This window comes from Novosphingobium sp. Sphag1I, from assembly GCF_056279125.1.
This window is the reverse complement of the sequence record NZ_JBWBQS010000008.1, coordinates 71783-91934: the sequence shown is the minus strand read 5'-3', so window position 1 is coordinate 91934 and position 20152 is coordinate 71783. Positions and strand designations below refer to the sequence as shown.

Annotated in this window: 16 protein-coding genes; 9 read left to right on the top strand and 7 right to left on the bottom strand. The window is 62.8% G+C overall.

The annotated features are described in order from the left end of the window. Positions 1-107 precede the first annotated feature (107 nt). From ACZ9HU_RS11000 to mdoH, 4 genes are read left to right on the top strand one after another with little or no spacing between them, the layout of a single operon-like run. Positions 108-971 (top strand): TolC family protein, encoded by an 864-nt coding sequence (locus tag ACZ9HU_RS11000; RefSeq protein ID WP_476104916.1) that lies wholly within the window; start codon positions 108-110, stop codon positions 969-971. Beyond that, positions 964-2142, top strand: coding sequence for an efflux RND transporter periplasmic adaptor subunit (locus tag ACZ9HU_RS10995; RefSeq protein ID WP_476104915.1), 1179 nt, complete (start codon positions 964-966; stop codon positions 2140-2142). The genes ACZ9HU_RS11000 and ACZ9HU_RS10995 overlap by 8 nt, the downstream gene beginning before the upstream one ends. Then, complete coding sequence (locus tag ACZ9HU_RS10990; RefSeq protein WP_476104913.1) at positions 2139-3641, top strand: glucan biosynthesis protein; 1503 nt, start codon at positions 2139-2141, stop codon at positions 3639-3641. Before ACZ9HU_RS10995 ends, ACZ9HU_RS10990 begins: the two co-directional genes overlap by 4 nt. Then, positions 3638-5410 carry a glucans biosynthesis glucosyltransferase MdoH gene (mdoH, locus tag ACZ9HU_RS10985; protein ID WP_476104912.1) on the top strand — a complete coding sequence of 591 codons (1773 nt, stop codon included), beginning with the start codon at positions 3638-3640 and terminating at the stop codon, positions 5408-5410. Before ACZ9HU_RS10990 ends, mdoH begins: the two co-directional genes overlap by 4 nt. Positions 5411-5489: 79 nt before the next feature. On the opposite strand, the gene ACZ9HU_RS10980 is transcribed toward mdoH, so the two are convergent. The 4 genes from ACZ9HU_RS10980 to ACZ9HU_RS10965 form a co-directional block, all read right to left on the bottom strand. Continuing rightward, positions 5490-5987 carry a RidA family protein gene (locus ACZ9HU_RS10980; protein ID WP_476104911.1) on the bottom strand — a complete coding sequence of 166 codons (498 nt, stop codon included), beginning with the start codon at positions 5985-5987 and terminating at the stop codon, positions 5490-5492. Positions 5988-6060: 73 nt separating this feature from the next. Further along, positions 6061-7380 (bottom strand): APC family permease, encoded by a 1320-nt coding sequence (locus ACZ9HU_RS10975; protein ID WP_476104909.1) that lies wholly within the window; start codon positions 7378-7380, stop codon positions 6061-6063. A gap of 10 nt (positions 7381-7390) precedes the next feature. Further along, positions 7391-8827 carry a D-alanyl-D-alanine carboxypeptidase/D-alanyl-D-alanine endopeptidase gene (gene dacB / locus ACZ9HU_RS10970; RefSeq protein WP_476104906.1) on the bottom strand — a complete coding sequence of 479 codons (1437 nt, stop codon included), beginning with the start codon at positions 8825-8827 and terminating at the stop codon, positions 7391-7393. 13 nt (positions 8828-8840) lie between these two features. Next, positions 8841-10892: a M3 family metallopeptidase gene (locus tag ACZ9HU_RS10965; RefSeq protein WP_476104904.1), complete on the bottom strand. Its 2052-nt coding sequence runs from the start codon at positions 10890-10892 to the stop codon at positions 8841-8843. 139 nt (positions 10893-11031) lie between these two features. Here ACZ9HU_RS10965 and ACZ9HU_RS10960 point away from each other — a divergent pair, with 139 nt between their 5' ends. Both ACZ9HU_RS10960 and ACZ9HU_RS10955 read left to right on the top strand, forming a co-directional pair. Further along, positions 11032-11496: a (2Fe-2S)-binding protein gene (locus ACZ9HU_RS10960; protein ID WP_476104902.1), complete on the top strand. Its 465-nt coding sequence runs from the start codon at positions 11032-11034 to the stop codon at positions 11494-11496. Next, the gene (locus tag ACZ9HU_RS10955) at positions 11493-13550 is read left to right on the top strand and encodes a xanthine dehydrogenase family protein molybdopterin-binding subunit (protein ID WP_476104900.1); all 2058 of its coding nucleotides are present in this window, start codon (positions 11493-11495) and stop codon (positions 13548-13550) included. Before ACZ9HU_RS10960 ends, ACZ9HU_RS10955 begins: the two co-directional genes overlap by 4 nt. Before the next feature lie 2 nt (positions 13551-13552). Here the strand turns inward: ACZ9HU_RS10955 and ACZ9HU_RS10950 are convergent, their stop codons facing one another. Continuing rightward, positions 13553-14899 carry an amino acid permease gene (locus ACZ9HU_RS10950; protein ID WP_476104899.1) on the bottom strand — a complete coding sequence of 449 codons (1347 nt, stop codon included), beginning with the start codon at positions 14897-14899 and terminating at the stop codon, positions 13553-13555. A 76-nt stretch (positions 14900-14975) separates the two neighbouring features. Then, positions 14976-15452 carry a vgr related protein gene (locus ACZ9HU_RS10945; RefSeq protein WP_476104897.1) on the bottom strand — a complete coding sequence of 159 codons (477 nt, stop codon included), beginning with the start codon at positions 15450-15452 and terminating at the stop codon, positions 14976-14978. A gap of 120 nt (positions 15453-15572) precedes the next feature. Between ACZ9HU_RS10945 and ACZ9HU_RS10940 the strand changes: the two genes are divergently transcribed. Continuing rightward, complete coding sequence (locus ACZ9HU_RS10940) at positions 15573-17144, top strand: amidase (protein ID WP_476104895.1); 1572 nt, start codon at positions 15573-15575, stop codon at positions 17142-17144. 9 nt (positions 17145-17153) lie between these two features. Here the strand turns inward: ACZ9HU_RS10940 and ACZ9HU_RS10935 are convergent, their stop codons facing one another. Then, complete coding sequence (locus tag ACZ9HU_RS10935) at positions 17154-17732, bottom strand: response regulator transcription factor (protein WP_476104894.1); 579 nt, start codon at positions 17730-17732, stop codon at positions 17154-17156. A gap of 184 nt (positions 17733-17916) precedes the next feature. Between ACZ9HU_RS10935 and ACZ9HU_RS10930 the strand changes: the two genes are divergently transcribed. Together ACZ9HU_RS10930 and ACZ9HU_RS10925 are read left to right on the top strand one after the other, a co-directional pair. Next, the gene (locus tag ACZ9HU_RS10930) at positions 17917-18864 is read left to right on the top strand and encodes an NAD(P)/FAD-dependent oxidoreductase (protein WP_476104893.1); all 948 of its coding nucleotides are present in this window, start codon (positions 17917-17919) and stop codon (positions 18862-18864) included. 18 nt (positions 18865-18882) lie between these two features. Further along, positions 18883-20094 (top strand): BaiN/RdsA family NAD(P)/FAD-dependent oxidoreductase, encoded by a 1212-nt coding sequence (locus tag ACZ9HU_RS10925; RefSeq protein ID WP_476104891.1) that lies wholly within the window; start codon positions 18883-18885, stop codon positions 20092-20094. The last annotated feature ends 58 nt before the right edge of the window (positions 20095-20152 follow it).

Sequence of the window (20152 nt, the reverse complement as noted above, 5' to 3'; positions counted from 1 at the left end):
ATTTGTCACAGGTTGACCGCCAAAGCGTTGCCCATGCGCGATGGATGGAGTGGTCTTTGTACCCTGTTCAGCTTTCCTTCTGCTAAGCACGTGGGGTGCACAAACTTATGTTTCCCCAACGCTGGGCCTCTTTCCAAGGGGTTGCTGCGGCGCTCATCCTTGCCTGCGGAGCCTGTACGCCGCAGACGGGCGTTCCTACGCAGGCCGGTTCTTCACAAATTTCAGAAGCTTCCACATCGGGGCCATGGTGGCGCCAATCGGGCGACGCGTTGCTTGATGATATGGTGGCGCAGGCGCTGACATCCATGCCGCCGGTTTGCATGCCGGCGCCCGGCGGGTTTCGCGGCAGGATTCAGAGCGCGCTGCATCACAAGGCCAAGCAAAAGCGCCATGCCGAGGAGGCCGATCGCGCCGCGCAAAGATTGCGCAAGGCCGAAGCGGTGGCCGAGGCCTATCTGCGCCTGCGCGCGTGGCAGGAGCGTTTGACCGCCCGCCATGCGATGATGGCACCATGGGCGGACAATGCCGAAATCGCCCATTTCCGCCATGAAGCCGGGCTGGTGCCGGGGCTGGACGAGGATATGGCCGGGGTCATGGTCGGATTGAACGCCACGGACGAGGATGCGGCGCGCAATGCCCGTGACCTTGCGCTGGCCGATCTGGCGCGACTGACCGGACAGGATGCGGGTTCGCTGCGCGCAAGGTTGGAAAAGACATCGCCCATGCCGCTTAGCAATGCCGTTACGGCCAAGGGGGATGCCGACGAATTGCTGGCCAAGGCCGAGGCGGTTCTGGCCACGGCGCGCATCGCCTATCGCGGCGGGGCGACGACATTTGCCGCGCTCTATATTGCCGAAGCCAATGTTCTGGCCGCGCGTGAGGCGCAGATCATGGCCGCCCATGCCGCCGCCCTTGCCACCATCCGCCAATGGAGCGAGAAGGGTATGGGCGAGGAGGCGCATTGTGGTTGAACTGTCGCCAACCGATAGTCTGCTGGGCGCGCAAAGGCCCCGGCGGCGGCGCGGACTGGTCGTGCTGTTGCTGGTCCTGCTGGCCGGGTTTGCGGCGCTTTGGCTGTTCACACGCTTTCTGGTGGGGACGGATTCGCCCTATTTCACCGCCCCGGTCGAAAGGGGCGATCTGACGCCCACGCTCTCGCTGCGCGGCACTCTGCATGGCGAAGGCGAGGTGACGATTGCCGCCGCGCAGGATGGCGTGGTGGTCAGCCTGACCTCGCCCGGCGACATGCGGGTCGCGGCGGGGCAGGAACTGGTGGTTCTGGATACACAGGCCGTTGCCCGCAGCATCGCCGCCAACGAAGCCGCCTTGCAAAGCGCCAAGGAGGCCCAGCAGCGCGCCCAGATCACCCTGCGTGAACATCAGGTGCGGTTGGACCGCTATGAAAGCGTGTGGCGCAAATCGGGCGGGCGGGTGCCTTCGGTCAACGAGATGGAGGGTGCGCGCGCCGATGTTTCACGCGCGCAGATCGATCTGGGCCGGGCGCAGGATGCCATCGCCGAAGGTGAGCGCAAGCTGGAGGAAGACCGCGCCCTGATGGGCAATGCCATGGCGCGGGCGCCTTTTGCGGGCTATCTGGTGGCCTGTTCGGTGGCGCCGGGGCAATGGGTCCATGCGGGGCAACCGCTTTGCACCATCGCGGCCAATCCGGAAAAGCTGATCATGACGGTGCCGATCACGGAAAGCGATGCGGGGCGTCTGGCGGCCAAGGCCGGGGCCCGCGTGTTGATCGATGGCAAAAGCGATGCCGAACGCAGCGCCACGCTGATCCGTGTCGACCGTCTGGCCCATGGCGGGCGCGAGGCAATCTTTGCCCTTGCCCCGCCGGACAAGGACAAGCCGGGGGCCAATCTGTTGCCCGGACTGGACGGTTCGGCGCAAATTGATTTGGCCGAACGCGAAAATGTTCTGCTGGTTCCCAATGCCGCCCTCACTTTCAGCCTGCATGGTGAGGAACGCAGTCGCCAGAGCGGCGTTTACGTTTCAGGCAGCGATGGCGCACCGCGTTTCGTTGCCGTCGCGCTGGGGGCCAATGACGGTCGCCGTAGCGAGGTTTTGTCTAGCGCTCTTCAACCGGGCGATCAGGTGATCATCGGTTGGCGACGCGACCACAAAGGATCATGATGACTTTTGGAATGACCCGCCGGGACGTGGCGAAAAGCGGATTTGGTGCTTTATTGACGGTTTTGGCCGGGAACGCGTGGGCGGCCGGCAAAACCGATGGACGGTTCGGCCCGCCACGGGTTTTTGCATGGGACGATCTGGTCAAACAGGCGCAGTTGCGGGCGCGCAAACCCTATGCGCGGCAATTGGCGACCAAGACCGTGCCCGATTTCGACGCCCATGCGCGGTTGAGCTATGAGCCCGCCGATACAATCGCGGGCCGTTTGCGCCTGTTCCCGGCCAAGGGCGATACGGCGCCCGACCGTGTGAACATCCATGTTGTCGAAGGCGGCATGGCGCGCACGGTCATCGATACGCATGGCCTGTTCGGCGGCGGGCAATCGGTCGATGTCGCAGGTTTTCGCGTGCTGGAGACAAAGGGGTGGGGCGACTGGCTGGCTTCGCTTGGCGCGTCCTATTTCCGTGCGGTGGGGCCGACGGGGCAATATGGCCTGTCCGCCCGCGCCGTGGCGGTTGACACCGCCATGCCGGGGCCGGAGGAATTTCCCGCCTTCACCGATTTCTGGATCGAGCAGAAGGGCGAGGATCACCTGTTGATCCATGCCATGGTCGATGGGCCTTCGCTGACTGGTGCCTATGCGTTCGATATCCAGCGTTCGGCCAGCGGTGTGGAACATGGCATCCGTGCATCGCTGTTCATCCGGCGCGACATCCGGCGGCTGGGTTTGGCGCCCATCACCAGCATGTATTATTTCGATCAGGCCCAGCGCAACACGCCCGGTGATTGGCGCCCGGAAGTGCATGACAGCGACGGTCTGGCCATCCATACGGGCAATGGAGAGCGGATCTGGCGCCCGCTGGACAATCCGCCGGGGCCGCGTGTCCATATGCTGCGCGCCGACAGTATGAAGGGCTTTGGCATGATCCAGCGCGATCAGGCCTTTGACCACTATCAGGACGACCTCAATTTCTACAACCGCCGTCCCTCGCTCTGGGTCGAACCGCAGGGGGATTGGGGGCCGGGCGAGGTCATGTTGTACGAGATGAACACGATCTCGGAAAATGTTGATAATATGGCCGCTATGTGGATTTCCGACCGACCGGCGCGGGCCGGTGACCGCCGCGATTTCGCCTATCGCCTGCGTTGGGGACAGGGCGACATGATGGGCGATGGCAATGCCATTTGCGTCGATTACTTCATGGGGCCGGGGGGTATTCCGGGCGGTGATCCGATTGCCGGGGCCACGCGCTATATCTTCGATTTCGCGGGCGCGTCGCTGCGCGGATTGAACCGGGACAGCCGTGTCGAGGCGGTGACGGATCTGCCCAAGGGGGCGGTATTGTTGAACAATGTCATGCCGGTTGAAGGACAGAAGGATCTGTGGCGCGTGACGCTGGACATTCGCGTTGACGGGTTGAAGCAGAACGAGTTCCGCCTGTTCCTGCGCCGCAATGGCGGGGCGTTGAGCGAGACGGTGATCAAAACGGTGAGGCCGTGATAAACCTGCCCCAACTCCCCCCGGAATCGCCGCTGGAGATGCCGGTACAGGATTTGTTCGGCAATCCTCCGGGCCGGATCGAGGTTTTGACGCGCCCCCACGGCATGGGGATGAAGCGGCTTTTGCTGGCGCTGTTGACGGCGGTTTTGAGTTTGGCCGCGTCCAGCGAACTGCGCGTGCAATTCTCGCTCGACGGGCTGGATTGGTTCGAGGTCGCGCTGCTGATCTGTTTCGTGCCTTTGTTCAGCTGGGTGGCTTTTGGCTTTGTCACCTCGCTGATCGGCTTTATGCAACTGATCAGCGGCGAGCATCCCGGTTTCACCGAAATCCCCAGTCCGGCCAAGGCGTTGCGCCATCGCACCGCCGTCCTGATGCCTGTCTATAACGAAAGCGTCGAGGAAGTCTTTGCCCGCGTCGAGGCGATGGGCCATTCGATTGCCGCATCGGGCGGCGGTCCGTGGATCGATTATTTCATCCTGAGCGACTCGCGCCCCGATCATGGCGCGTTGGAGGAAGCGGCATGGGCCAAGCTGGCGCCGCGCCTGCCGATACGCCTGTTTTACCGCCGCCGGACCCAGAATACCGAGCGTAAACCCGGCAACATTGCCGAATGGGTCCGTCGCTTTGGCGGGGCCTATGAGAATATGCTGGTGCTGGACGCCGACAGTTTGATGAGCGGCCATGCGATTGTCGGCATGGCGGCTATCATGGAGGAGCGTCCATCGGTCGGCCTGTTGCAGACCGTACCGATGATTACCAATGCGCGCACCCTGTTCCAGCGCTGGATGCAATTTGCCAGCGAGGCCTATGGTCCGATCGCTTCGGCGGGGCTGTTGTGGTGGTCGGGGTCGGAGGCCAATTTCTGGGGCCATAATGCGATTGTGCGCACGCGCGCCTTTGCCGAATGCTGCGGATTGCCGCAATTGCCGGGCAATCCGCCCTTTGGCGGGGCGATCCAGAGCCATGACATGTTCGAATCCGCCCTGCTGCGCCGCAGGGGCTGGGCCGTTCACATGATCATGATCGGCGGCAGTTACGAGGAATTCCCGCCCAGCATCGTCGATTTCGCCATCCGCGACCGGCGCTGGATGCAGGGCAATCTGCAACATCTCCAATTGCTGGGCGCATCGGGCTTGAGCCTCACGCACCGGTTGCATCTGTTGCTGGGCGCTTCGGCCTATCTGACGTCGCCGGGGTGGTTGCTGCTGGTCATCACCTCGATCCTGCGCATGGGCGCGGCGGGGGAATGGCAGGCGGGCGGCGGGATGCCGATCAACGTCCTTTGGCTGACGCTGGTGTTGCTATTCGGGCCAAAGGTGATGGGCGTTTTGTGGATGATGTCGGATGCCAAACGCTCGCGCGAATTTGGCGGGGCGGGGGGCATTTTGCGCTCGGTCGGGCTGGAGGTGGTGCTGTCCATCCTGCTGGCCCCGGTGACGATGGTGACCCAGACCAAGGCGCTTGGGGCGCTGTTGATGGGCGTGCCGTCGGGCTGGAACACACAGGCGCGTGAGGCGCGGCGGTTGCCGGTGCGCGATCTGATCCCGTCCTTGCGCGAACATCTGATTCTTGGCGCGCTGTTTGCCGCGGCCTTTTTTTACAGCACAAGCCTTGGCTGGTGGCTGTCGCCGCTGGCGCTGGGGCTGTTGCTCTCGCCATGGCTGATCAGCCTGACCTCGTCCGAGGATCTGGGCGCGGCGGCGGGCCATGCGGGGGTCTTTACGGTGCCCACGCCCGAAATCGTCGATCCGACCGGGCCGAAGGAATAATCCACCGGGCACAAAAAAGGGGCGGCAGGGAGGAATTCCCCGCCGCCCCTTTTTGTTGGGTCGATTACTTCTTGCCGGATTACTTCTTGGGCGTCTTGGCGGCGGTCGCCTCGATTTCCACCAGGAAGGCCGGACCGGCAAGAGCGGCAACCTGCACCACCGAACGGGCCGACTTGTTGGGCTGGGTGGCGGTGCCGAAGAACTGGCTATAGGCTTCGTTGAAACCCTTGAAGTCCAGCTTGCCGCCATTGGCCGGATCGCCGACCAGGAACACCGTCAGCTTAATCACGTCCGACATTTCATAACCCTGCGCCTTGAGCAGGGCTTCGATTTTCTTGAACGTGCTGATCGCCTGCGTCTTGGTGTCGCCATAGGTGGCGATGGCGTCGGGGGCGCCGCCCTGAACGACGGGCGCAGGGACCTGACCCGACAGGATCAGCATGTCGGCCTTGGCCGGAACGAACACGCCCGCCAGAATGGGCGAGGTCGCGCCGCCGGGGATGCGGGTGACGTCCTGCGCGTGGCCCGCGGCGGGCAGGGCGGCAAGGAGGGCGGCGGCGGTCAAAAGGCGTTTCATGGGTTCTGCTCCGTCAAGAAGGATGGCGCCTTGTGGCACGCCTACATGACCGCGCCAAGACCGGGCTAAAGCGCTATTTTGCGTATGCATGTGCGCGGCGGCGCAAAAGAAAGTCCAGCCCCGCACCCATCGCCAGAACCAGCGCGCCAAACACCGCGCCCATCCCCAACTGAACAAAGGAGGCATAGAGCATATAGGCCGCCAGCATCAGGAACAGCACAGGGAACAACGGAAACAGAGGCGTCTTGACCGGGCGGGGCAGATCGGGATGGATGATCCGCAACCGGATCGCGGCGGCCATGCCCATGCCGATGAACAGCCAGTAGACCGGCGTCATGTAATCCACCATCGCATTAAACCCGCTGCCCGTCAGCGCGGAAAGGAGGGTCAGCAACAGCGATACGCCGCCCACCGCCAGCGCCGCGCGCGTTGGCGTTCCGCGCGTGGGATGCCAATGGGCAAGGCGGCCAAGGCCGGGATGATCGCGCGCCGCGGCATAGGTGGTGCGCGCGCAAACGATGATGGTGGAATTGATGCTGGCCACCGCCGATATGCCCACCACCACCATGATCAGCACCTGTCCGGGCCAGCCAAAGGCCATGCGCGCCAGATCCGCCGCCGGGGCCACGGAATGGGCCAGCGCATGTTCACCCAGCCCCCGCATCAGCGCCCAGTTGAGCGCGACATAGATCACGCCCAGCAGGCTGATCGAGCCGATGACGGCGATGAACATACCGCGCCGCCCGGATCGCACCTCGGCCGACAGGGTGGCCGCATCGCTCCACCCGCCATAGGCAAGGAAGATGTAGATCAGCGCCACGGCGATTTTGCCCATGTCGGGTCGCGGCGCGTCGGGCATCAGGGGCGCGGCGGGCATAATTGCGCCCGCCAGAATGACGCTGATGAAACCCAGCGCGACCATCACCACCAGCGCGGCCTGCGTCAGAAAGCCCAGCCGGACATGGGCGATGTTCAACCCCGTCATCGCCATCACCAGCCCGACCGAGAGCATCAACCGCCCGCCCGCAGCCAGCCCCAGCGGCGCACCAATATAGTCCGCGGCCAGATGCGCCATCAACGCGACCCATCCGGTATGCATGATGGCAAAGCGCGACCACGCGTAAAGCGTGCCCACCCTTTCGCCCCATGCGCGGCGGATAAAGCTGTATTCGCCCCCGGCATCGGGAAAGGCGGCGGCCATTTCGACATAGGACAATCCGCCGATGATCGAAATCACTGCGCCCGCCACCCACAGGCCAAGGAAATTCCAGTGGCCGATCGAGGCGACAATCGTCGGCGCGGTTTTCAGCGCATCGGTGGACATGATCATGCCCAGCGCCAGCAGCATCGCGTGCAGGCTGTGAAGGTGCCGTTGCGGCTGATGGATACTCATGAAACGCCCGTTAGTTGGCCGATGCGATCAGCGCCAGTGCCTCGTCCATCGCGGGCAGAACCGAAGGCGCGCCCGAAGGCCGGTCATTGGCGTAAATGGCAAAGACCAATTCGCGCCCGCTGGCCGTGGTCAGGTATCCGGCCAGCGCATTGGCGGCCAGCAGGGTTCCGGTCTTGGCAAAGACCTTGCCCTGAAGAAGCGGGTTTTTCATCCGGCGGCCAATCGTGCCATCCACCCCGCCGATGGGCAGGGTCTTGCGCCAATGTGCCGCCCAAGGTTGCGCATCGACCCAATGGAGATATTGCACCATTGCGCGCGGCGTGATGCGATTGTCGGGCGAGAGGCCCGATCCGTCATAAAAATCATGCGTCCAATCGGCCAGTCCCGCACGGGCGATGGTCTGGTTCAACACGATGCGGCCTGCGGGCGTCGAGGGCGGCAGGCCCTGCGTCAAAGCCAGCTTTTTCAGGAACAGATGGGCGTGCAGGTTCTGGCTGACCTTTGACGTAATGGTCAGATCCTCGATCAGATCAGGCGGGGTGAGGGTGGCAAGATCGGGCGCTTGCACCGTGGGCGTGACCGGTGCCGGGATCAGATCCACCGGCCCCATCGGCGCATGGCGGGCGCGGGGCTTGCCCGCAACCTTTACCCCGCGTTCGCGCAGCAATTGGGCCAGACGGATCGCGGCATAATCGGCCGGATCGTCAATGTCGAAATCCAGCCTCTGCTCCTTGCCGCCAAGGGGCAGTGAGCCCAGCAGGCGGATCTGCCGCGTGCCCGGAACCATGTCGACCATGACTTCGGCACGGGAATCGGCGGGGCCGGTGGTGATCTGGTTGATGATTTCCATTTCCGGCGCGTTGATTTCCAGCGCGGCTCGGCCTGGCGCGCCCACGGCCTCGCCCGGATTGGCCAGAATCACCAATTCATTGTCATTGATGGTCAGCGCCGAGATTTGCGTGCGCGTGCCGGGCCGGATGCGATCCGAAATGACCCAGCGGTCATAAGGCATGAAAGTATCGTCACCGATCACATCGCCCACGCGCTTGACCCCACCCGCTACGACTGCATCGGCCAGAGCGGCAAGGCAATCCTTCGCGCAATCGGGCGTGTCCTTCATCATCGCATCGCCGCGCCCGACGATGACGATATTCTTTCGGCCATGATCCTCCTCGATCCGCACGCCATTGCCCGCATTGGGAAAGGGCGCGCGAGACATGGCGTCAAACACGGCGGTCGTCACAAAGACCTTGGTGTTCGATGCGGGTTGAAACCTTTCATCCGGCGCGATGGAGGCGATGACATGGCCCTCCTTATCCTCAACCCGGACGCCCCAGCGGGTGCCCTCGATGGCGGGTTTGGCAAGGATGGCTCGGATTTGCGATTCCAGATCGGCGGCCATGGCTGGAGTTGAAAGCGCCAGAAGCGGCAAGAACCAGAAACGCATCACTTATCCCCGCTCACTTATCTTTCGCCAATTCGGCCTTGTAGGCGTCCAGACTGATCGGACGGCCCAGAAAATCCTGTACCAGTTGCGCGGCAGGCTTGCTGCCCCCCGGCGCCAGCACCAGATTGCGATAGCGCGTGGCCGTGGCCCGATCATGCAATCCGTTCTTCGCAAACTGGCTGAAAAGGTCGAGCGCAATCACCTTTGACCAGCGATAGGTGTAATAGACCGCCGAATAGCCGACCAGATGGCCGAAACTGTCCTGAAATTGCGAAAATTCGGGCGGGGGCAGGATGGCATAGGCCCCGTCCAGCCGCCGCGTTGCCGCGCCCAGATCGGCGGGCGCGGGCCCTTTGTGCAGGCCCAGCGAGATATTGCTGAAACCCAATTGCCGCATATCCTGCATGCCCAGATCGAAGTAACGCGCCCGGTTCATCTTTTCCACCAGATCGCGCGGGATCACCTCGCCCGCATCATTGGCGGCAAAGCGTTTGAGCGTGTCGTAATCGTAAACCCATTCCTCCAGCATCTGTGAAGGCGCCTCGACAAAGTCCCATTCGGTCGAAACCCCGCTTTGCCCGGCCCAGCGCGCCGATTGCCCGCCAAAGATGTGGTGCAGCATATGGCCGAATTCGTGGAGGAAGGTTTCCACGTCATGATGCTCCATCAATCCGCCATTGGCCCCGCCGGTCGACACATTCATCACCAAAGCGCCGACGGGCACGCTGACGCCTTTTATGCCCGCCTCCCTTATTCCGGGACGTAGGGGGACGGCATTGGCATGTTCATATTTGCCGGGGCGGGGGTGGGAATCGAAATAGAAGCGGCCAATGACCTGTCCTTTTTCGACCATTTCATAGGCTTCGACATCCTTGTCCCACACCGCCGTTTTCCACGGACGGATGGTCACGTCGAACAATTCCTGCGTCAGCGCCAGAATGCCGTCGCGCACCCGATTATACGCGAAATAGGGGCGCAGTGCCGATCGGTCGAAGGCATAATCGGCCTTGGCCACCTGATTGGTCAGGAAATTGTTGTTCCACGCGCCATAGGATGTCGCGCCGGGATGGTCGCCCTGCCACAGTTTCAATTTGCGGTCATAGTCGCGCATCCCGACCGGCCGCGCGACCGCCGCCATGTCGGACAGCAAGCCATCCACCTTGGCGGGCGTATCCAGCATCTTGTCTTCCAGCACCAGCGCCGCATGGTTCGGGCGGCCCAGAAGCGTGGCCAGTTGTTGACGCAGGTTGAGGATTTCGGTCAGCCGAGCGTCATTTTCCGGATAGGCCCGCGTGACATTGGCCTCATACAACCGCTTTTTCAGATCTTCGGATCGGGCATAGCCCATGACCGGCACGATGTCGGTGTAATCGGTGGACAGGGTGATTTTGCCATCCGGGCCGAGCTTGTGGCTGGCTATGAAATCGGCGGGCATGCCGGACAATTCATCGGGCGTGGCCGAAACCGTGCGGCGGCCATCGGCAATCGCCTTTTCAAACGCCGTGCCGACCTCGGAAATCCGGTCGGACAATTTGCGTGCTTCCTCGCGCTGTTTTTCGGGCAAGGCCACGCCTGACCGCTCAAACCCTTGCAAGGTCCGGGTCAGATAGAGCCGCGTCGGCGCATCCAGCCCCTTTTGCGGAATGGCTTTCAACCGGTCATACATCGGGCGCGACAGGGACAGGGCATTGCCCGCCTGTGACAGGCGCACCTCACACGCCGCCCCGGCATCGCGCCGCGCGGCATCGGCCATGACTTCGCGATAGAGGCCATATTCACCAGCGCCGCCCGACAGAACCTGCGACAGATCATCATAGCGTTGCAGCGTGGCCAGCGTTGCCGGCCCCTTTTCCGCCTCCAACTGCTTCTGCCGCCGGGTGCCTTCGGCAAGGATCGTGTCGCAGCGCTTGTTTAACACATCGGCATTGGCCGCATCGGCCATCACGCCCCCCAGAAAGGCGGCTGCCCCCGCGGCTGCTTTTACCGGTGCGGCGACGGCGGGCGCGGCGATCAGGGCGGAAAGTGTGACCATTCCGGCCATGGGCAGGCTCAATTTGCGGCGCATGGTAACATTCCCCTCGATCACACAGGCGCGCGATCATTGCAGAAGGACGCGCCGCGGCAAAGAGGCAAACCCGCGCCAACTTTGCGTATTTTCGCCCTTATGCGCCTTGGTTTAGCATCCGCCCCAAGGGGGAATTGTCATGCCAATCATCTTGAGTGTGAATGGGCAAAAACACAGCGTGGACAACAGTGCCGCCGATGTGCCGCTCTTGTGGGTTTTGCGCGATATAGTCGGCATGACGGGCACGAAATTCGGTTGCGGCGTCGGGCTTTGCGGGGCCTGCGGCGTGTTGATCGGTGGCCAACGCTATTTCAGTTGCCAGACGCCTTTGCGTGCGGTGATCGGACAGGATGTCACCACGATCGAGGGGCTGGGCGATGATCCTCAGGGCGCCGCGCTGCAAAAGGCGTGGGATGAGGTTGATGTGGTCCAATGCGGATATTGCCAACCGGGGCAATTGATCGCGGCCTGCGCGCTGTTGAAGGCCAATACCAAACCCGATGATGCCGCGATTGACGAAGGGATGAGCGGTAATCTGTGCCGTTGCGGCACCTATCCGCGCATTCGCAAGGCGGTGAAACTGGCGGCGGGAGGCGTGAAATGAGCGAGGGCGGAATTTCACGCCGCACCATGTTGCAGGGCGCGGCGGCGGTTGGCGCGGCCTTGGTGGTGCCGGTTGCGCGCGGGGCCCGTGGTGGCGGAACGCTGGCGGCCAATGGCTATATCTCGATTACGGCGCAGGGCGTGGAACTGGCCTTGCCCAAGACCGAGATGGGGCAGGGGGTGATCACCTCGCTCTCCATGCTGGTGGCTGAGGAGATCGGCGTCGGTCTGGACAAGGTGCGGGTCAGCATCCCCGATGGCGACGCGGCCCGATTTGCGCCGATCATTCAGGAAACCGGCGGTTCGACCTCTATCCGCGAAGTGTACAAGCCGATGCGGCAGGCCGCGGCCCGTGCGCGCGTGGCTTTGATTGAGGCAGCGGCGCGGCAATGGGGTGTTGCGCCGGGCCTGTGCGATTTGGTCGACGGTGCGGTGGTGTCGGGCAAACGGCGTATCCCCATGGGCGAATTGATCGCCGGGGCGGTTTTGCCCAAGGACGCCCCCCTGCGCCAGAATCTGCGCCTGATCGGAAAGCCCACGCGCCGGATGGACAGCCGCGCCAAGATCACCGGCGCGACGCAATTCGGCATCGATTTCCGTCTGCCGGGGATGAAGGTCGCGACGCTGGCGCAATGCCCGATCTATGGCGGCATGCTGGCGGGGTTGGATGAAAAGGCGGCGCTGGCCGTGCCGGGCGTGGTCAAAGTGGTGAAGGGGCGCGACGTCGTTTTTGTCGTGGCCGATCATTATTGGGCCGCGATACAAGGCTATGTGGCGGCCAATGTGCAATGGGCGGCGGGGCCAAAACCGGCCGAACAGGGCGCGATTGTCGCCGATCTTGACGCCGCGCTGGAACGGCCCGGCCATTCGGCCAAGTCACAGGGCGACCTGAAAGCCGCGCATGGGCGCGAAATTTCCGCCACCTATCACCAGCCATTTCTGGCCCATGCCGCGATGGAGCCTTTGGCCTGCACCATCCATGTCACGGAAAAAGGCTGCGAAATCTGGTCCGGGTCGCAGGTGCCGTCTCAGGCGCGGAGCGATGCGGCCAAGGCTTTGGGGATCGGTGAGGAGAAAGTTACTTTTCACAACTTTCAAATGGGCGGGGGTTTCGGGCGACGTCTGGAAACCGACATGGTGCTGCGCGCAGTCGAATTGGGGCGGGCTGTACCCTATCCTGTCAAACTGGTGTGGAGCCGCGAGGAAGATGTCCAGCACGACATGTTTCGCCCTGCCTATGCCGACCGGATCAGCGCGAAGGTCGATGAAAAGGGGCGGCCCGTTGCATGGGAACACCGCATCGCCGGTTCATCGATTATGGCCCGTTTGATGGGCGACGGGTTCAAGGGCGTGGATGGCGATGCGATCGAAGGCGCTGTGGAAATGCCCTATGCCGTCCCGGCCCATCACGTCACGTTTCAACAGGTGGAAAGCGCGGTCCCGACCAGTTGGTGGCGCGGGGTGGGCGGCTTGCGCTCATGCTTTGTGGTGGAAAGCTTTATCGATGAGCTGGCCCATGGCGCGGGGGCGGATCCGCTGGCCTATCGGCTGGCCCTGATGGAGGATGCGCGCAGCCGTGCCGTCTTGACCCGCGCCGCGAAAGAGGCCGGATGGGGCCGCGCCTTGCCGCCGGGGCATGGTATGGGGATGGCCGTGCTGAAACTATGGGGCACGCATATTGCCGCGGTGGTCGAGGCCAAGGTGGATGAGGGACAGATCAGCGTGCCGCGTGTGACGGTTGCGGTGGATTGCGGGCTGGCGATCAACCCTCTGGGCATAGAGGCGCAGGTGGAGAGCGGGGTGGTGTTCGGCCTTTCGGCGGCGCTGTTCGGCGAAATCACCATGAAGGGCGGGATGGCAGAGCAGTCGAATTACCACGACTTTCGCATCCTGCGCATGAATGAGGCGCCGCGCATCGCGATCCACCTGATCCCGAGTCAGGCCGATCCGGGCGGCATGGGCGAACCGCCCTGTGCGGTGGTGGCACCGGCTTTGGCCAATGCGGTCTTTGCCGCCACGGGTCAGAGGATGCGCAAATTGCCCCTGATGGCCTGAAATCAGGCGCGCCGGTTTCGCCACCACGCGAAACCGGCCGCAATGCCCAGCGTGACAAGGCTGCTGATCAATTCCACCCGGCGGGCGGGGGCAAACATCATCGCCACCAGAATGCTCAGGATCGCGGCCAGCGTGGCATAGGAAAGCCATGGGAACAGCCACATGCGGATGGGCATCTGTTCACGGCCCTCCGCCTCGATCCGGCGGCGCTGGATAATCTGGGCCAGACCGACGGCGAAATAGACAAACAGCATTAGCGCGCCCGATGCGTTCACCAGAAAAGAGAACACCAGTTCGGGCGAGATCACCGATGCGGCCAGCGCCAGATAGCCAAAAAGACTGGCAATCAGGATGGCGCGGGCGGGCACCTTGCGCTTGTTCACCGCCACCAGCCATGCGGGGGCGTCCCCCTTGTCGGCCAGTACAAACAGCACGCGGCTGGTCACATACATGCCCGAATTGAGGCAGGAGAGCACCGCCACCAGCACGACAAGGTTCATCAGAAACTCGGCATGGGGGATCGCCATGTGGCCAAGGGCAATGGCAAAAGGTGACGTTCCCGGCACAATGTCCGTCCACGGCATGACCGCCACGATCAACAGCAGCGAAAGCACGTAAAACAGGATGATCCGGGCCGCCACGCTGCTGGTGATGCGGGCGATGGTGCGGGCCGGTTCATGCGATTCGGCCGCCGCCACGGTCGCGATTTCCGCCCCCGTCAGGGCAAATATCACGCTGGCCGTGCCCGCCAGAACCGCGCCCCACCCCTTGGGCGCAAAGCCGCCATGGGCGCTCAGGTTGCTCCATGTCGGGCCGGTGGGCGATGTCAGGCCAAAGGCCCAGACCCCGGCAATGGCGATAAAGGCGACAATGGCGATCACCTTCATCAGCGAGAACCAATATTCAAACTCGCCATAGGACCGGGTGGACATCAGGTTCACCCCGGTCAACATGCCCAGCAAAGCGACGCCAATCGCCCAGACCGGCGCGTCGATCCATAGATGCAGGATCTTGGCCCCGGCAATCGCCTCGATCGGCACGACGATGACCCAGAAATACCAATAGAGCCAGCCGCAGATGAACCCCGCGCGCGGCCCCAGCACATCGCGCACCAGTTCGGTGAACGCGCCAAGGCCGGGGCGCAGGGCCGCCATTTCGGCCATCATCCGCATGACCATCAGCACCACCGTCCCGGCCAAGGCATAGGACATGACCACCGCCGGGCCGACTTGCGCAATCGAACTGGACGATCCGACGAAAAGCCCCGCACCGATGATGCCCCCGATGGCAATCATCGAGACATGGCGCGATTTCAAGGCGGCCTGAAGCTGATTATCCTGCGCGGCCAAACAAGTTCCCCCTGACACCGATCCTGATGCCGAATGAACAGCCAGGATCGGGCCGGGTCAAGCCCCGCGCGATACGCTATTTGCCCCGGCCAAAAGGTATCAGCCGTTCCAGATCGGCAAGGCGCGGTGCATCTTCCCATTGCGCACCATGGCGCAGCAGGAATGTGTGGCGGATGATTTCGGCTTGTTGTTCAATATTGTAATCGGCAAAGGTTCTGGCCGAGTGCAAATCATAATCGTATCGACAGAAGGGCAGCCGTCGGAGGAGCAGGTTGATGCCCGCCTGATGCTGCCAAACATGGGCCATTTCGTGGATGAACAGCCCTTGCGCCGCCAATGTGCCATGGCCGAAACAGGGGTGCCAGAGCGGACTGTCGGGATGGAAATGCAGCGATCCGCGCGGCGCCATCACCACATTGCGCGGTTGAAGCCACCACCATCGGCGGCGATGCACCCGCACCGGACCGGGATCGACCGCATCCCCGAACATATCTGCCACAAGGCCTTTTTCAGCCAAGGTCAGCGGGCGGGAAGTGGGAAGCGCATCGTCCATGGATCGGCATATGGCGATTGTCGCGCCGCGGTGCCAGCCTGAGCCACCAACTTTGCCCAATTGACGCATTGCGCCTGTGCTTTGTTGGGATAGACTTTGACGCGAACCAAAGGGGGCGAGATGAAATTTCACTGGATCGCATGGGCCGCCGTGATCGCGCCCTCTGCACAGGCGGCAACCACGGTGGAGGAAGTGCCGCTGTCGGAAATTTCCGCCCAATTGGCCAATCGGACGATCAGCAGTGAGGCTGTGACCGCCGCTTATCTGGAACGCATTGCCGCGATGGACCGCAAGGGGCCGCAATTGCGCGCTATTCTGGCGGTGAACCCGGACGCCATCGCGCAGGCCCGCGCATCGGACGCGCGGCGCAAGGCGGGCAAGGCTTTGGGGCCGCTTGATGGCGTGCCCATCCTGATCAAGGACAATATCGAGACGCAGGACCCTGTCGCCACCACGGCGGGCAGTCTGGCGCTGCGCGACAATGTCAGCGGGCGTGACGCGCCGGTGGTGGCTTTGCTGCGCGGGGCGGGGGCCGTGATCCTTGCCAAGACGAACCTTTCGGAATGGGCCAACATCCGCTCCAGCCACTCGATTTCGGGGTGGAGCGGTATGGGCGGACAGGTGCGCAACCCCTATGCGCTGGACCGCAGCCCCTGCGGATCGTCCAGCGGCACGGGCGCGGGCGTCGCGGCCAGTTTTGGCGCGGGCGGATTGGGCACGGAAACCGATGGGTCGGTGGTGTGCCCGTCCTCGCTCAATGGGTTGGTGGGATTGAAACCGACCGTGGGCATGGTCAGCCGCACCCATGTCGTGCCCATCAGCCACAGCCAGGACACCCCCGGCCCAATGGCGCGCAGCGTGCGTGATGTGGCCATGCTGTTTTCCGCCATGGTGGGGCGTGATGAACGTGATCCCGCCACCGCCGATGCCGATACCCACAAACAGGATTTCGCCGCAGCCTTGGACAGCGCCAGTCTGAAAGGGGTGCGGATCGCCTATTACCGCCCGGTGATGATCGCCGCCTTGGCCCAGCGGTTTGACGCCGCGCTGGAAGTGCTGAAAGCGCAAGGGGCCGAATTGGTTGAGGTGCAGCGGCCCGCTTTGGAAGGGTTGAGTCAGGCCGAACATGATGCGTTGCGCACAGAGTTGAAGGCCGATCTCAACGCTTACCTGTTTACGTCGACCACAGCGGTCAAGACGCGCAGCCTGGCCGAGGTAATTGCGTTTAACAAGGCGAATGCGGCGGCGGAAATGCCGTTGTTCGCGCAGGAAAGTTTTGAAGAGGCCGAGACGACGCGCGGGGTAAATGACGCCGAATATCTGGGCGCGCGGGCGAAATCGGTCCGGCTGGCCGCGCGCGAAGGGTTGGATGTGATGTTGGCCAAGGCCGATATTCTGGTGCAGCCGACAACGGGGCCAGCGTGGTTGATCGACCCGATCTATACCGACCAAGGGCGCGGGCCGTCGGCCAGCGGGCTTCCGGCGGTGTCGGGCTATCCGCATCTGACCGTGCCGATGGGGCTGGTGGGCGGATTGCCGGTGGGCCTGTCCTTTATCGCGCGGCCCTATGAAGAGGGTAAATTGCTGGGCGCGGGCTATGTCTATGAACAGGCGGCCAAGGCCCGCGTCGCGCCGACCTATCGCGCGACGGTGGATATGGGCGCGGCGTTCAAGGGCGCGGTAGAACCATAGGGCGGGGCGTTACAGCCCCGCTTCGACCGCGACACGGATGGCTTCGGCGCTGGAACGCACGCCCAAGGTTTTGAACATGGCCGAACGGTGCATCTTGATCGTGCGTTCCGACAGGCCCAATTCCCATGCAACCTGCTTGTTCAGCTTGCCCGCGGCCATTTCGATCAGAATCTGACGTTGACGCGGGGGAAGGGTGTTGACGCGTTCAAGCGCCTGTTCGCGGGTTTGGCCGCCGGTTTCGGCAACCTCGACCTGCGAGCCGAGGAAATATTCAACGCCGCCGTCGGTATCGAATATTGGCGCAATCATCACGGCATTACGAAAAGGCGTGCCGTCTTTTTTATAATTGCGGATCTCGACAATGGCGGGTTGGCTTTTGCGGATTGCATCGCGCAAGACTTCGGTCAGTTCGCTTTCAGTATCCGGCCCACGCAGAAACCGGCAATTGCGCCCGATCACTTCTTGCCGAGAATAGCCGGTCAGGTCGAGAAATGCCTCATTGCATGCGATAATCGGGTTATCGGGTTGCCTTGGATCGCTGATAACAGCAGGAATCGGGCTTAGCTGGATCATTTCGTCAGGTGACATACACGCACTTTAGGGCAGTTTGCCCAGTTTTCCAAGCGTTTCGCACGGAACAGGCTTGTTGTTCAAAACATTCAATGTCATTGTGTTGTGTGTAAATAATCTGCCATATTGTTTTTGTTTAATTTGATGTTCATTCAAATATAAGCCTGATGATTTTATAGTAATTGTTTTGGAGTTTTAATCAATGCAGATCGGTATCATCGGCGCCGGAATGGCCGGCCTCTGCGCGGCCGATCTGTTGGTCGGGCAAGGGCACACCGTGACCCTGTTCGACAAGGGGCGGGCGGCGGGCGGGCGGTTGTCCACTCGGCGAGTGGACGATGGCCACTGGCAATTTGATCATGGCGCGCCGTGGTTTTCGGCGCGGGACGAAGGTTTCATCGCGGCGATGACCCAATGGGAAAAGCGCGGCGTGGTTGCCCGCTGGCCCAACCCCGATGGACAGCACTGGGTGGGCGTGCCGGGCATGAATGCGCTGGTCCGCCATGCGGCCGAAGGGCATGATGTGCGCTTTGGGGTTCAGATCACATCGCTGCTCCATGCCGGGGATTGGTGGTTGAACGCGGGTGATAAACCCTATGGCCCCTTTAATGCGATCCTTTTGGCTTTGCCGGCTGAACAGGCTGCGCTTCTGGCCGGGCTGTATGATTTCAACATGGCACGTGTGGCGGCGTCTGTGCGCTCGGTTCCGGTGTGGACGGGGATGTTTGCCTTTGACCGTATCCTTGCCGCGCCTGATGTCATTTCGGCCAAGGGTGGCATTGACCTTGCCCTGCGCAACGGGGCCAAGCCGGGGCGGGGCGGGGGCGAGACCTGGGTGGTCCACGCCACCTCGCAATGGAGCGCGCAGCATCTGGAAGATGCGGCCGAGGATGTGGCGGGGGCGTTGCTTTCACAATTTGGCGATATGGTGGATGATGCTTTGCCAAAGCCTGTATTCATGCAGGCGCATCGTTGGCGATTTGCCCTTCCCAGCGACAATCCCGCCTCGACCCAATTTGCCCTGTGGAACCCGCAGATCCAGCTGGGCGCTTGCGGCGACTGGCTGGGCGGCAATGGCGTAGAGGCGGCGTGGCTCTCGGGACGGGCATTGGCCACGCGAATGCTGGAGGGGTGGCGCAAGGGCGCATGATGGCCTAAGGCCCGCGCCATGACGGCGACACCTGAAAATCATGATGCGATCGTGCTGGGCGCGGGCGCGGCGGGCCTGTTTTGCGCAAGCGTTGCGGGGCAACGGGGCGCAAAGGTGATCGTGCTCGATCATGCCCCCGAACCGGGACGCAAGATCCTGATTTCGGGCGGCGGGCGCTGTAACTTCACCAATATTCACGCCAGCCACGAACGCTATCTGTCGGCCAACAAGCATTTCGCGCGTTCGGCCCTGTCGCGCTATACGGCGGCGGATTTTCTGGCGCTGGTCGAGCGTTATGGCATCGCATGGCATGAAAAGACGTTGGGCCAATTGTTCTGCGATGGTTCGGCGCGTGAAATTCTGGCCATGCTGGTCGAGGAATGCCGGGTGGGCGGCGTGGAAATCGCCTGCGGCATGGCACTGGGCGAGGTCAGTCATGCCGATGGTTTGTTCCATGTCCGTGCGGGGGATCAGGTAATTTCGGCGCGCAATCTGGTGATCGCGACGGGTGGGCCTTCGATCCCCAAGATGGGGGCGACCGGGATCGCCTATGATCTGGCGCGGCAATTTGGGTTGAAAGTGGTCCAGCCGCGGCCCGCGCTGGTGCCTTTGACCCTGCCGGGGGACGAGGCGCTGTTTCGCGAGTTGTCGGGCGTGGCCACCCCGGTCGAAACCCGCGTGACCGATGGCCCATGGGGCAAGGCGGCGTTTCGTGAGGCGGCGCTGTTTACCCATCGCGGCCTGTCGGGGCCGGCGATCCTGCAAATCTCATCCTATTGGCAGCGCGGCGTGCCGCTGGGCATCAACTTCCTGCCCGATCTGGCGCAGGGGTGGTTGGTGGAGGCCAAGAAGGCCAATCCCAAGGCTGCTTTGCGCCGGGTGTTGGGCGCCCATCTGCCCGATCGTCTGGCGGTGGCTCTGGCCGAAAGGCTGAATTTGCCGGGCGATCTGGGCAATCAGTCGGACAAGGCCCTGCGCGCCGCCGAGGCCCAAATGGCCGACTGGCGTTTCAACCCCGATGGCAGCGAAGGCTATGCCAAGGCCGAAGTCACCGCAGGCGGCATCGCCACCACGGGCCTTTCACAAAAGACGATGGAGGCCAGCACCGTCCCCGGTCTTTACGCCATTGGCGAGGCGGTGGATGTAACGGGCTGGCTGGGCGGCTATAATTTCCAATGGGCATGGGCCAGCGGCCATGCCGCCGGAACCGCCATCGCCGGGGCTATTTGACAGGTATCAAGGCGGGGCCATGGCGCGGGGTCTAGGGCAACATCATCCTTTCAAGGAG

Coding starts and splice junctions, on each gene's coding strand:
- ACZ9HU_RS11000 (WP_476104916.1), top strand. CDS start 108: ATGTTTCCCCAACGCTGGGCCTCTTTCCAAGGGGTTGCTGCGGCGCTC.
- ACZ9HU_RS10925 (WP_476104891.1), top strand. CDS start 18,883: ATGACGGCGACACCTGAAAATCATGATGCGATCGTGCTGGGCGCGGGC.
- ACZ9HU_RS10945 (WP_476104897.1), bottom strand. CDS start 15,452: ATGGACGATGCGCTTCCCACTTCCCGCCCGCTGACCTTGGCTGAAAAA.
- ACZ9HU_RS10980 (WP_476104911.1), bottom strand. CDS start 5,987: ATGAAACGCCTTTTGACCGCCGCCGCCCTCCTTGCCGCCCTGCCCGCC.
- ACZ9HU_RS10935 (WP_476104894.1), bottom strand. CDS start 17,732: ATGTCACCTGACGAAATGATCCAGCTAAGCCCGATTCCTGCTGTTATC.
- ACZ9HU_RS10965 (WP_476104904.1), bottom strand. CDS start 10,892: ATGCGCCGCAAATTGAGCCTGCCCATGGCCGGAATGGTCACACTTTCC.
- ACZ9HU_RS10940 (WP_476104895.1), top strand. CDS start 15,573: ATGAAATTTCACTGGATCGCATGGGCCGCCGTGATCGCGCCCTCTGCA.
- ACZ9HU_RS10930 (WP_476104893.1), top strand. CDS start 17,917: ATGCAGATCGGTATCATCGGCGCCGGAATGGCCGGCCTCTGCGCGGCC.
- ACZ9HU_RS10975 (WP_476104909.1), bottom strand. CDS start 7,380: ATGAGTATCCATCAGCCGCAACGGCACCTTCACAGCCTGCACGCGATG.
- ACZ9HU_RS10960 (WP_476104902.1), top strand. CDS start 11,032: ATGCCAATCATCTTGAGTGTGAATGGGCAAAAACACAGCGTGGACAAC.
- ACZ9HU_RS10990 (WP_476104913.1), top strand. CDS start 2,139: ATGATGACTTTTGGAATGACCCGCCGGGACGTGGCGAAAAGCGGATTT.
- dacB (WP_476104906.1), bottom strand. CDS start 8,827: ATGCGTTTCTGGTTCTTGCCGCTTCTGGCGCTTTCAACTCCAGCCATG.
- ACZ9HU_RS10955 (WP_476104900.1), top strand. CDS start 11,493: ATGAGCGAGGGCGGAATTTCACGCCGCACCATGTTGCAGGGCGCGGCG.